The sequence below is a fragment of the Streptomyces sp. GESEQ-35 genome (assembly GCF_017948485.1).
Taxonomy (GTDB): Bacteria; Actinomycetota; Actinomycetes; order Streptomycetales; family Streptomycetaceae; genus Streptomyces.
In genome coordinates this window covers 313851-326073 of the sequence record NZ_JAFFSX010000001.1, presented here as the reverse complement: position 1 = coordinate 326073, position 12223 = coordinate 313851, and the positions used below count along the sequence as shown (strand labels likewise).

General features: G+C 68.3%; 9 protein-coding genes. 1 reads left to right on the top strand and 8 read right to left on the bottom strand.

Annotated elements, in window-relative coordinates; all coding sequences use genetic code 11:
- Nucleotides 1–38: 38 nt before the first annotated feature.
- The 7 genes from KCH87_RS01525 to KCH87_RS01495 all read right to left on the bottom strand — a co-directional run bounded on the left by KCH87_RS01525 (nt 39) and on the right by KCH87_RS01495 (nt 7413).
- Complete coding sequence (locus tag KCH87_RS01525) at nt 39–1184, bottom strand: Gfo/Idh/MocA family protein (protein ID WP_210584004.1); 1146 nt, start codon at nt 1182–1184, stop codon at nt 39–41.
- A gap of 77 nt (nt 1185–1261) precedes the next feature.
- Complete coding sequence (locus KCH87_RS01520; protein WP_210583423.1) at nt 1262–2404, bottom strand: Gfo/Idh/MocA family protein; 1143 nt, start codon at nt 2402–2404, stop codon at nt 1262–1264.
- Nucleotides 2401–3189 (bottom strand): ThuA domain-containing protein, encoded by a 789-nt coding sequence (locus tag KCH87_RS01515; protein WP_308298720.1) that lies wholly within the window; start codon nt 3187–3189, stop codon nt 2401–2403. Before KCH87_RS01515 ends, KCH87_RS01520 begins: the two co-directional genes overlap by 4 nt.
- A gap of 41 nt (nt 3190–3230) precedes the next feature.
- Nucleotides 3231–4100: a carbohydrate ABC transporter permease gene (locus KCH87_RS01510; RefSeq protein ID WP_210583421.1), complete on the bottom strand. Its 870-nt coding sequence runs from the start codon at nt 4098–4100 to the stop codon at nt 3231–3233.
- 7 nt (nt 4101–4107) lie between these two features.
- Nucleotides 4108–5025, bottom strand: coding sequence for a carbohydrate ABC transporter permease (locus KCH87_RS01505; protein ID WP_247195540.1), 918 nt, complete (start codon nt 5023–5025; stop codon nt 4108–4110).
- Between the two features lie 25 nt (nt 5026–5050).
- Entirely contained in the window at nt 5051–6280 is a 1230-nt protein-coding gene (locus tag KCH87_RS01500; protein ID WP_247195539.1) for a sugar ABC transporter substrate-binding protein, read from the bottom strand.
- 104 nt (nt 6281–6384) lie between these two features.
- Nucleotides 6385–7413, bottom strand: coding sequence for a LacI family DNA-binding transcriptional regulator (locus KCH87_RS01495; protein WP_210583417.1), 1029 nt, complete (start codon nt 7411–7413; stop codon nt 6385–6387).
- 484 nt (nt 7414–7897) lie between these two features.
- Here KCH87_RS01495 and KCH87_RS01490 point away from each other — a divergent pair, with 484 nt between their 5' ends.
- Nucleotides 7898–10903, top strand: a complete 3006-nt coding sequence (locus tag KCH87_RS01490; RefSeq protein ID WP_210584000.1) for a family 16 glycoside hydrolase — start codon at nt 7898–7900, stop codon at nt 10901–10903.
- A 190-nt stretch (nt 10904–11093) separates the two neighbouring features.
- Here KCH87_RS01490 and KCH87_RS01485 read toward each other — a convergent pair whose 3' ends face one another.
- Nucleotides 11094–11627, bottom strand: coding sequence for a GNAT family N-acetyltransferase (locus KCH87_RS01485; protein WP_210583416.1), 534 nt, complete (start codon nt 11625–11627; stop codon nt 11094–11096).
- Between the last annotated feature and the right edge of the window lie 596 nt (nt 11628–12223).

The window sequence follows — 12223 nt, the reverse complement described above, 5'->3', positions numbered from 1 at the left end:
CAGCCGACCCACCCCACCTCGAAGGCCATCAGTAGTGGTCAGCCGACGCTCGTCCAGCGAGAGGCGTCCGCGGTGCTGCGCTCGATGGCCTCCAGGACGTACTGGACCTGTAGGCCATCGGCGAACGACGGGCGCGGATCACTCCCGTCGTCCGCCACGGCTGTCAGGAAGTCGTGGACCTGGTGGACGAACGCGTGCTCGTAGCCCAGGCCGTGGCCGGGCGGCCACCAGGCACCCAGGTAGGGGTGTGCGGGCTCGGTGACCAGGATGCGCCGGAATCCCGCCTCCGTCTCCGGGTCGGCGGCGTCGTACAGCAGGAGCTCGTTCATCGACTCGAAGTCGAAGGCGAGTGCCCCGCGTGAGCCGTTGACCTCTATCCGCATCGCGTTCTTGCGTCCCGTGGCGAAGCGCGTCGCCTCGACCACGACGAGGCCGCCCCCTTCCAGCCGACCGGTGAACGCGGTCGCGTCGTCGACGGTCACCTGCCCGCGCTGTGCCCCGGCCCGCGCCGAGAGCCCGCTGGATTCCGTCGGCAGGGGGCGCTCGGTGACGAACGTGGCCTGCGTCGCCGACACCCCGGTGAGCCGCTCTCCGGTCAGGTGCTGGAGCAGGTCGATGACGTGCGACCCGAGGTCTCCGAGCGCGCCGGAGCCGGCCCGTTCCTTGCGCAGCCGCCACACCAGCGGGAACTCGGGGTCGACGATCCAGTCTTGAAGGTACTGGGCTCTGACGTGCCGCACCTCGCCGATTCGGCCCTCGGCGATCAGCCGCGTGGCGTGTGCCAACGCGGGCACGCGCCGGTTGTTGAAGCCGACCATCGACCGGACGCCGGCCTGGCCGGCGACCTGCGCGGCGGCGGCCATCCGCTCGGCCTCCTCGACCGTGTTGGCGAGGGGCTTCTCGCACAGCACGTGCTTGCCGGCGGCCAGGGCGGCGATCGCGATGTCGGCATGGGAGTCGCCGGGTGTGCAGATGTCGACCACGTCCACGTCCTCGCGTCGTACCACCTCCTGCCAGTCGGCCGCCCAGTCACCCCACCCCAGCCGCTCGGCCGCCCGCGCCGCGCCCTTCGGGTCACGGCCGCAGACGACGGTCATGTCGACGTCGAAGGGCAGGTCGAACACTCGGGGGGCGGTGCGCCAGGCCTGGGAGTGCACGGCTCCCATGAACGAGTGACCGATCATCGCCACCCCGAGGCGGGGGCGGCCGGGAACGGGGGAAGGGGAAGGGCGGGGCACGGAATCTCCGTATCGGTAGGGCGTCAGGCGGAAGCGGCGGCCGGCGGTGCCTGGTGCGGGGCGAGGGCGCCGCGGACCGATGGCCAGCCGGCGAGGGCGGCGCGTACGTCGGGGCGGTTCTCGTCCCGCAGAGCCTCCGCGTACGCCTGGTCGAGCACGTGGTCGACGAGCACGCGCTGTCCGGTCCGGGCCGACTCCACCGCGGCCTCGACCATCGCCAGGCTCATGGTGTTCTCGTGCACTTCGCCCATCGGCGTGCTGCCGGTCCGCAGCGACTCGACGAAGACCCGCAGCGCTCCGGCGATGTCGGAGTAGGGGGAGGGGGGACGCTCGGCGGGTTGTACGTCGGCGGCGAGCACGGGCCAGTTGTCGCCGTCCCACAGCGCCGAGCCCTTCTCGCCGCTCGCCCGCCACGTGCCGTTCCACGAGGTCTCGGCGCCCGGACTGCACCAACTGCCGTTGTACGCATAGCGCGCACCGCTCTCCATCTCGAAGACGGCGCTCGCGGCGGCGTCGCCGTCGTACCAGCTCCACGGCGGGTTGTACGCCTGGCAGTAGGCGGAGACTGGGTCCGCACCGAGCAGGAAACGGGCCGAGTCGAAGGCGTGGATCGCCATGTCGATCAGCAGCGGGTACGCCATCTCCTCGCGGAAACCGCCCATGTGCGGAGCCTTGAAGAACTCGGTCGTCAGCGTGCCGATCGCACCGAGTTCCTCCAACATGCGCCGCAGGGCGAAGAGTTGAGGATTCCAGCGTCGGGACTGGCTCACCATGAACAGCTCGCCGCTCACCTCGGACGCGGCGGCCAGGGACAGGGCGCGGGCCAGGGTGTCGGCGATCGGCTTCTCGCCGAGGACAGGCAGCCCGGCGAACAACGCGGCGGTGGTGACGGGGTGGTGGGCCACCGGAATCGTCACATTGATGATCGCCTGGGCGCCGGTGTCGGCCGCGAGCGCGACCGCGTCGGAGCCGACCGGCAGATCCGGCCGGCCCAGGCCGGCGGCGGACCGCCGGGCTGCGTCCAGGTCGAGGTCGACGATGCCGGCGAGCTCGGTCTCGGGCGCGGCGGTGACCGTGGTCAGCCACTGCTGTCCCATGGAGCCGGCTCCGACCACCAGTACGCGCAGGGGGTTGTCGGGCCCGCAGGGGATGGTCCGGTGGGTCATCGAAGCGGCCCCGAGTAGTCGATGCCGTTGAAGAAGTCGTCGGTGTCGTAGCGCAGTAGCACCGGGTGGCTGCGCTCGGGCCGGTCCGTACGCGCCCACTGGACGGCGTTGGCGATCACCCGGCGGATGTCCTTGTTGTGGTAGACGGGGTAGTCCTGGTCGCCGGGGCTGAAGTAGAAGATCCGGCCGTGGCCGCGGCGGAACGTGCAGCCGCTGCGTATCACCTCGCCGCCCGTGAACGAGCTGACGAAGACCAGCTCATCCGGGACGGGGATGTCGAAGAACTCGCCGTACATCTCGTCCTCGTCGACGACGAGCGGATGCGGGACTCCCTGGGCGATGGGGTGTGTGGGGTTCACTGTCCACACCAGCTCGCGGTCGTGCTCGTTGCGCCACCGCAGGGTGCAGCTGGTGCCCATGAGCTTGACGAAGATCTTCGACCAGTGGCCGGAGTGCAGCACCACCAGGCCCATGCCCGACAGCACGTGCCGGTGCACCCGTTCGACGACCTCGTCGGACACCTCGGCGTGGGCGGCGTGTCCCCACCAGGTGAGGACGTCGGTCCCGGCGAGCACCTCCTCGGTCAGGCCGTGCTCGGGGTCGTCCAACGTCGCGGTGCGTACGGCGCAGGCGTCACCGAGGTTCTCCTTGATGCCCTCGGCGATCGTGGTGTGCATGCCTTGCGGGTAGATCTTGGCCACGTGCTCCTCGATCTTCTCGTGGCGGTACTCACCCCACACGGTCACCTGGATCGGGGCCGGCGGCGGTGCGGAAGACGTGGTCACAGGGGTGTTCTGCCTTTCTCCGAAGTCGCCCAAAGGGCGGGTCATTTGACGGCTCCACCGGTCACGCCGGTGGCGATGTAGCGCTGTGCCACCAGGAGCAGCACGAGAGCCGGCACCGAGGCGAGGGTCGCGGTGGCCATCACCGCGTTCCAGTCGCTGACGTGGGAGCCGAGGTACTGGTAGAGGCCGAGCGTGACGGGGCGGACGTCCTCGGTCGTCGTCAGGGTCAGCGCGAAGAGGAAGTCGCTCCAGGTGAACAGGAAGGTGAACAGCCCTGCCGTGATGAGGGCGTTCCTGCTCATCGGCAGGACGATCGAGACGAACGCCCGGACCCTGCCCGCCCCGTCCACCCGGGCCGCCTCGATCACCGACGAGGGGATGTTGCCCATGAAGGCCCGCAGGATCAGGATCGCGAAGGGGATGCCCGCGGTGGAGTCGGCCAGGATCAGGCCCGGGATCGAGTTGAGCAGCCCGAGATCGTTGTACGCGCTGTAGAGGGCGTTGGCCACGACGATGCCCGGGACCATCTGGCTGATCAGGATCCCGAACAGCACCGGGCCGACCCAGCGCGCGTTGACGTGGGCGAGTGCGTACGCTGCCGGGCTCGCGACGATCAGGCTGAACACCACACTCCCCACGGCCACGACCAGGCTGGTCAGGAGGTTGGACCCCTGCTGGCTCAGCGCGGTCGCGTAGCCGTCGAAGTTCAGTCGCGTCGGGAACCAGGGCGTGCTCACAGCGGTGTTGGCCGGCTGGAGGGAGACGTTGACCATCCAGTAGACCGGGAACAGCATCACCGCCAGGATCAGCGCGCCGATGGCGGTGTATCCCCATGGCCGCCGCCGGGAGCGCCGCCGGTGGGTGGGTGTGTGCGTGGCCGGTTGGACAGATGTGTGCGTGACAGATGCCATGACGGCCTCACTGCTCCACGGCGCGTCGGTTCGCGCGCAGGTAGAGGACGGCGAAGACCAGCGAGATGACGATCAGGATGTTGCCGAGCGCGGCACCCTGCCCGAAGTCGAACTGCTGGAAGGAGAGTTGGTAGGACTGACTGGCGATGGTCTGCGTCGCGTTCGCCGGGCCGCCGTTGGTGAGCCCGAGGATCACGTCCAGCACCTTGACCGTGTAGACGACGCCGAGGACGAGCACCACGCTCACCACGGGCCGCAGCAGGGGCCAGGTCACGTGCCGGAACGCCCGCCAGCCCGTCGCACCGTCCAGGGCCGCCGCCTCGTACAGCTCCTCGGGGATGTCCTGAAGTCCGCCGTAGAGGATCGCGACGTTGAAGGGGATCCCGATCCAGATGTTGACCACGATCACCGCGAACAGCGCCAGTGAGGTGCTGGTCAGCCAGCCGGGACGGTCCTGTACGAGGTGCAGGTCACCGAGGAACCGGTTGAGCACGCCGTTGTCCTGGTCGAGGATCCAGCGCCACACCGCGCTGGAGACGATCAGCGGTACCAGCCACGGCAACAGCAGCAGGGAGCGCATCACGCCGTTCAGCGGGAACCTGCGGCGGAAGAACAGGGCGATCGCCAGACCGATGAGGAACTGCCCCGCGATCGAACCCACCGTGAACAGCACGGTGTTGAGGAGTGCCTTGTCGAACACGGCGGACGACACGACGGCTCTGTAGTTGGCGAAGCCGACCCAAGGCGCCTGGCCGGTGTAGAAGGTGGTCGTCGTGTAGTGCTGGAACCCCATGACGACGTTCTTCACGACCGGGTAGCCGAAGAAGGCCACCATGTAGGCCAGGGCGGGCAGCAGGAACAGCAGGTGGGACTGGCGCCGTCGGCTGCGTTTGCCGAGTCTCCCGACCACCGGGGCACTGTCCATGGCCCGCACCGTCCGCCGTACTGCGTCAGCCATCCTGGGCCTGCCTGAGTGCCTGCTCCGGGGACGCGCCCTGGGTGAGTGCGGTCTGTATCGCGGTGTAGATCGTGGTGGCGGCCTTCGGCCAGTCCTTGCCCAACTCACCTGTGCGGGCACGGGCGTTGCGCACCTGTTCGGTGAACGCCTTCATCCTGGGCTGTTCGGCGGCGAGCTTGTCCATCAGTGCGGTCTTCGTCGGCACGGTCTGGCGCTGCTCGGCGAGCGACAACTGGTTCTTGTCGGAGTTGAGGCACGCGACGACCTTGGCCGCCTTGTCCTGGCGCTGCGCGTTGCCGGTCTGCGGGATGGTCCAGGTCTCACCGCCCAGGGGGACGACCGGAGTTCCGCCCGCCTTGGGCACGGGGATCTGTACGACGCCGTAGTGCAGGCTCGTCTTCTTGTCCAGGATGGGGAACTGCCAGGGACCGTTGATCATCATGGCCGCGTTGCCCGCCGCGAACTGGTCGTTGGCGTCGGCCTGGGCCCAGCTGACCACCGACTTCGAGGCCGATCCGTCCTTGACCAGGTCCACCCACAGTTGAAGTGCCTGTGCGACCTGGGGAGTTGCTATGTCCTTCTCGTCGCCGCTGTTGGACCACATGAAGGGCAGGAACTGCCAGGTTCCCTCGTAGGTGGCCGGTGCGGCGAAGGCGATGCCGTACCTCTTGCCCGAAGTGAGCTTCTTGGCGGCCGACTTGAGTTCGGCCCAGGTGGTGGGCGGCTTGACCCCCGCCTTGTCGAGCATGTCCTTGTTGTAGAACAGGCCCAGCGTATTGGTGACCGGTTGCAGGCCGTAGAGCTTGCCCTGGTAGGTCGAGGCGTCCACTACACCCTTGGCGTATCCGTCCGCCTTCAGGCCGAAGTCGCCGAGCGGGGCGAGGGCGCCGCTGGCGGCGATCTGTTGCAAGTCGGGGTTGTCGAGCATCAAGACGTCGGGCAGGGTCCGCGACGAGGCCTGTTGCAGCACCTTGGGTATCAGGGACGGACCGGCCACGGCCTCCCGCTCGATCTTCACGCCGTTCTGCTGCCCGCACGCGTCCAGGACCTTCGCGTAGATCCCCTTGTCCGGCTGATCGGCGTAGTAGTCCATCACCCGCAGTGTGTCGGCGGCGCCGGACGATCCGCTGTTCGAGCCACAGGCGCTCAGGGAGAGCGGTGCCAGGAGCGTGAGGGCCACCGGCAGTGTCGTTCTGCTGAGGATTGCTCGTCGTTGAGCCATGTTCGTTCTCTCCTCGGTCGGCGCTGTCTCGGGCGGACCGCGCGGGGGTGTCGATACGTATCGACAGCAATGGCGCGTCAGCCCCCTGACTCGGGCAGTGAGGGTCAGCGGGCAGACAGGCTGGTCTGACGCCGGGTCAGTCTCGGGGTCACCAGTTCAACGGTCGAAGGGGCAGGCACGCTCTCGCGGTTCAGCAGCCGGAACAGGATCCTCATCGCACGGCGCGAGACGTCTCTGGGTTCCAGCGACAGGTTGGTGACGGGGGGTGTGGTGGTCTCGGCCGTCCGGTCCGTGCACAGTCCGATGACGGACAGGTCGCGGCCCGGCACCAGACCGCGGTCCAGCAGGCTCTGCAACGTCGGCTGGATCAACTGGGGATCGGGGACGACGAGTCCGAGCCTGCCGCCACCGCCGGGCCCCGGTTCCGTGAGTGCCTCGTCCAGGGCGACCTCGGCGCCGGCACGGCTGGTGTCCGGCGGGCTCACCTCGGCGTAGGCGATGCCGTGCGCGGCGGCCGATTCCTCGGCTCCCCGCAGGAAGCGACGGACGAAGTTGACGTCGCGCGCCATCACGTCACGCGGGTAGCCGAGCAGGACGACGCGGTCGTGCGCGGAGGTGGCCAACTCATCCACCGCCAAGCGCCCCGCCAGGGTGTAGTCCAGGTCGACGCAGTACAGGCCCGCGGGGTCGTCCGGCACGCCGATCAGGATGACGGGCACGCTCAGCCCGGCCGCCACGGAGATGCGCGGGTCCTTGGACCCGACTTCCATCAACACGATCGCGTCGCACAGGGATTGGTCGCTGAGCCGGGTGAGGCCCTCGGCGCCCTCGTCCTCGGTGGCCAGGATGACGTTGTGGTCCTCTTCCCGGGCGCACTTGGTGATCGTCTCGATGAAGGGCAGCACCCCCGTCATGTCGGCCCCCGGCGCGAACGGCACGACCAGGCCGATGACTTGGCTGCGCTGACTCGCCAGCGCCCGCGCACCCGCGTTGGGCTGGAACCCCAACGTCTCGATCGCCTCCTCGACCCGACGCCGGGTCTCGGGGGATATCGAGCGGCGCCCGCTCATGACGTAGGAGACCGTGCTTTGGGAGACGCCCGCCAACCGGGCCACATCCCGGCTTGTCACCATGCGAGCACCTCCCTCGGCGTCGATCGTTGTCGATGCGTATCGACTGACTGCGACGAGACTGTAGGGACCGCCCGCAAACAACGGCAAGTGTCCTGCGGGAAAAAATTCCGCAGGGCCAGGACTTGACGTCGTATCTGGGCAATCGGCTGATCCGACGCCGCGAGGAGCCTGGGTCCGGAACAACAGCAGGGCGAAAGTGGTGCGGCCGAGTTGTTGACTCTGGTCGCGTGCCGCTGTGGCAGCGCCACCAAGTACCGTGCCCAGGCCCGGAGTCCGGGGGAGTGGCACCAGGTCTTCAGCCCGATCGTTTGACCGGCCCGATCATCGACGGCAGTTTTTCCTTTCTGTGGACAAAGTGTGGACGCACAGGAGTCACATCCCTACGCTGAGCGTCGCTTTGCCACAGAAGTCTGCGTGCGTCGCCCCGAACAACGCAGGAGGAAGAGTGAAGCCACCCCCCGAGCGCCATGAGTCCCCCGGGCACATGTCCCGCCCCCTCCGTCACAGAGTTCGAAGAGCCGCCGGGCTGCTGCTCACCGCTCTCCTCGGCGGCGCCCTTGTCACGCCCGCCGCGGCCGACGACGATCCACGGCCCTTCGCCGACCTCCCGCCGCAGGAACCAGGCGTCACCCTGCGGGTGTTCGACATCCAGTCCCCGCTCAGCAAACTGTGCGATCTCAAGCCCGCACAGACGCCCAATGTCGACAGGCTGATTCCGACGGCCGACTGGACGTCCACCGACGGCTTCGGGTTCAGCGACAACTTCGTGTCGCAGATCATCGGCCATCTGAACGTGCCCGAGGCCGGCGCGTACACCTTCCGGCTGACCAGTGACGACGGATCGCGGCTCTTCCTCGGTGACCAGCAGGTCATCGACCACGACGGGCTGCACGGCGCCGAGCCCAAGGACGGCGAGATCACCCTCAACGCGGGCTACACCTCGCTGCGCATCGACCACTTCGACGCGGGCGGCGGTCAGCAGGTCACGTTGCAGTGGAAGCCGCCGGGGGCAGCTGAGTTCACGGTCGTGCCGAACTCCGTGCTGAGCACGGACGCCGGGGTCGTCAGGGTCACGGCTCCCGGACGCAAGGAGTGCGAGGGGACGTACGACACCCCGGGCGACGGGCTGCCCCTGACCGAGGTCAACCCCGGTTACAGGCTGACGAATCTGCGGCCCGACGGCTTCGAGCCGCAGGTGTCCGCGATGGACTGGCTGCCCGACGGCCGACTCGCGATCTCCACCTGGGGCGGCAGCGACCAGACCAAGGGCGAGGTCTATCTGCTCGACAACGTCACGGGGGACACCGGACCCGACAAGGTCACGTACAAGAAGATCGCCGACGGGCTCAAGGAACCCATGGGCATCAAGTACGTGGACGGGAAGCTGTACGTGTCGGAGAAGCATCAGCTGACCGAGCTGAACGACACCAACGGTGACGATGTAACGGATGAGAAGAAGAAGATCGCCGAGTGGCCGTTCGGCGGCAACTTCCATGAGTTCGCCTTCGGACTGCTGTACGACAAGGGCGACTTCTATCTGAACCTGTCCGTCGCCATCAACTACGGCGGCGCCACCACCGACCCGCAGCCCGCCGCCAACCGCGGCACCACCATCAAGGTCAACAAGGCCACGGGCAAGGTCAGTTACGTGGCCGGCGGCCTGCGCACCCCGAACGGCATCGGCCGCGGCCCCGACAACGAACTGTTCGTCACCGACAACCAGGGCGGCTGGCTGCCCGCCTCCAAGCTGGTGCATGTCAAGCAGGACCGGTTCTTCAATCACTACATGAACCCGGACGGCCCGTACGACGACCAGCCCGTCACCAAACCGGTGCTCTGGCTGCCGCAGAATGAGATCGCCAACTCGCCCAGCACGCCGATGCAGTTGAAGAAGGGACCGTTCGCGGGGCAGATGATGTTCGGTGACGTCACCTACGGCGGACTCCAGCGCGCCGACCTCGAGAAGGTCGACGGCGAGTACCAGGGCGCGGTGTTCCGGCACACGCAGGGCCTCGAGTCCGGCATCACCCGGATCAGCGAAGGGCCCGACGGTGCGATCTACACCGCCGGTCTGGGCGCCGACGGCAACTGGGGGCAGGCGGGCAAGCTCCGCTTCGGCCTACAGAAGCTGACCTCGAACGGCAAGACCGCCTTCGACATGAAGACGATGCGCGCGACCGCGAACGGCTTCGAACTCACCTACACCAAGCCCCTGTCGGAGGAGACCGCGGCCAAGCTCACCGAGGGCGCGTACTCCGTCGAGCAGTGGCGTTACGCGCCGACCCCGGCGTACGGCGGCCCGAAGATCGACGAGGAGTCGCTGCCGGTCACGTCGGCGAAGCTCTCCAAGGACCGCAAGAAGGTCCAGCTCACCATCCCCGGGCTCAAGACCGACCGCGTCGTGCATGTCCGCTCGCCGCGCCCGTTCTCGTCCACCGAGGGCGAGCAGCTGTGGTCCACCGAAGCCTGGTACACGCTCAACGCCAAGCCCGGACCCGATGAGCCCGTCACCACGTACGACGCCGAGTCCGGCCGGCTGTCCGGCAGCGCGGGCACCGACACCGAGCACGCCGGGTACACCGGCGGGGGGTTCGTCGACGGCTTCGGTGAGCAGGGTGCCGAGGTGAGCGTGGACGTCGAGGTCGGCAAGCAGGGCACATACGACGTGGGGCTGCGCTACGCCAATGGCCCTCACCCCGCCCCGGGCACGAAGACGGTCAGCGTCTCCGTCAACGGCGGCGAGGCGAAGCAGACGAGCCTGCCGTCGACGGACGAGTGGAACCGCTGGTCGACAAAGACCGAACGCCTCGAGCTCCGCAAGGGCCGCAACACGATCACGTACTCCGTGGGCGCAGGTGACACCGGCCACGTCAACCTCGACGCGGTCGACATCCGCCGCCCAGGCGCACGGATCGACCTGTTCTCCGGCGGCAGCATCTCCACGGCCTGGCAGCACATCGACGGCCGCAGCGCGGAATGGCCGCACACCGCAGAGAAGTCCATGGAGGTCTGCTGCGGCGACCTGCGCACGAAACAGCACTTCGGCGACTTCAAGCTGCATGTCGAGTTCCGCGTCCCCAAGCTTCCGGACGATGTCACCGGCCAGGACCGCGGCAACAGCGGTGTCTATCTCCAGGACCGGTACGAGGTGCAGATCCTCGACTCGTACGAGGACACGGATCTCGCGGACAACGAGGCGGCGTCGATCTATCTGAAGAAGGCCGCCGACCTCAACGCCGCGAAGGCTCCGGAGACATGGCAGACGTACGACATCACCTTCACTGCTGCGCGCTTCGACGGGGACGGCACGAAGACTTCGGACGCGCGGGTCACGGTGATATGGAACGGTGAGAAGGTCCACGACGACGTGGCCATCGACGGGCCGACGGGTGGAGGTGGCCCCGAGTCGGCCGCGCTCGGTGCGATCCGCCTCCAGGACCACGGCAACAAGGTCCGGTTCCGCAACGTGTGGGTGGAGCCGCTGTCCTGACCGAGGAGCAGAGGACACCATGACCCTGCCGGTGGCTCATCGGGCCGCCGGCAGGGTCTGGCCCGCACGGGCGAGCGGGCTGACCGGCGATCTGCTTCGGTTGAGCTCTTCGACCAGTCCGGTGGTGATGCCGCTGCTGTCCCGGGAGGAACCGCAGATCAGCATGGTGGTGGTCAGCGGTGCGGCCGGTTCACGCCTGGAACTCGGTGAGGTCGATGGCGTGTACGCGCAGTGGATAGTCGTATACCGGGTGTGTGGTCTCTCGCTCGGGCGCCATGCCGAGCTTTCGGATGATGTCCTCGGAGGCGTCGTCCCCGGCCTGACTGATGCTGATGATGCGGTCGAGGCCGCGGTCCTGGAGTGCGAATTCCAGGGTGGCGTGGGCGGCTTCGGAGGCGTATCCCTGGCCCCAGAACGGTGAGCCGAGCCGCCAGCTGATGGACACGGCGGGCAGGACCTCCGGCAGGAACTCGGGCACGGACAGACCCGTGAAGCCTGCCAGTTCACCCGAGGCCAGCAGTTCGACGGCGAAGAGTCCGAAGCCCTCCTCGTCCCACTCCTCCTCCCAGCGCTCGATGGCCTGTGCCGTGTGGTCCAGGTCGCGCACCGAGCCGTCGTCGATCCAGCGCATGACCCGGGGGTCTGCGTTGATATCCGCCATCGGCGCGAGGTCGTCGTCATGCCAGCGACGCAGGAGGAGGCGGGGTGTGCGGATCTCGGTCATGGCGCCCATCCTGCCGAAGACAGGGGCCTCACCGGTAATCCGGCACACGGCCGTGCCGCCGCTCCGGGACCGCACGGCAGCAGGCCGCCTGCACCGAACACCACGACGGGCGAAACATCGGGCCGAGGGACCGGGCAGACGACGTGCCGCTGCGGCAGCGCGGTCGCGAAGTGAGACCGATTCGGCGGCAGCTTGCCGCAGTACCGAGATCGTTCACGGGGCCGCGGTCGATAACGGGTGATCTGGGCGGTCCACTCGGCCGAGGCTCTCAGCAGGGCCTCGGGCGTGATCCGGCAGGCGACCAGTTCCTGGCCCGGCCGGATGGGGTGCTGGTGCTGGACGAGACGGAGTTCTTGAAGACGGGCCGGATGCCGAGCAGGGTGGCCCGGCAGAATGCCGGGATCACCGGGCAGACCGGGAACTGCCAGGTCGCGGTGTTCTGCGCGTATGCCGGCGGCACCGGACGCGCGCTATCGACCGCGAGTGGTACCTGCCCGCCGTCTGGTGCGCCGACGCCGGCCGCCGCTGCACCCCCGGTTCCGGTTTGGTCACCTTCGGCTGGGTGGCCGCCCACAGCGCCTTCGGCCAGGACCGCA

Bases quoted from the DNA above. Each gene is read 5' to 3' on its own strand.
- KCH87_RS01525 (WP_210584004.1), bottom strand. From the start codon at position 1,184: ATGATCGGTCACTCGTTCATGGGAGCCGTGCACTCCCAGGCCTGGCGC.
- KCH87_RS01520 (WP_210583423.1), bottom strand. From the start codon at position 2,404: ATGACCCACCGGACCATCCCCTGCGGGCCCGACAACCCCCTGCGCGTA.
- KCH87_RS01510 (WP_210583421.1), bottom strand. From the start codon at position 4,100: ATGGCATCTGTCACGCACACATCTGTCCAACCGGCCACGCACACACCC.
- KCH87_RS01505 (WP_247195540.1), bottom strand. From the start codon at position 5,025: ATGGACAGTGCCCCGGTGGTCGGGAGACTCGGCAAACGCAGCCGACGG.
- KCH87_RS01500 (WP_247195539.1), bottom strand. From the start codon at position 6,280: ATGGCTCAACGACGAGCAATCCTCAGCAGAACGACACTGCCGGTGGCC.
- KCH87_RS01495 (WP_210583417.1), bottom strand. From the start codon at position 7,413: ATGGTGACAAGCCGGGATGTGGCCCGGTTGGCGGGCGTCTCCCAAAGC.
- KCH87_RS01490 (WP_210584000.1), top strand. From the start codon at position 7,898: ATGTCCCGCCCCCTCCGTCACAGAGTTCGAAGAGCCGCCGGGCTGCTG.
- KCH87_RS01485 (WP_210583416.1), bottom strand. From the start codon at position 11,627: ATGACCGAGATCCGCACACCCCGCCTCCTCCTGCGTCGCTGGCATGAC.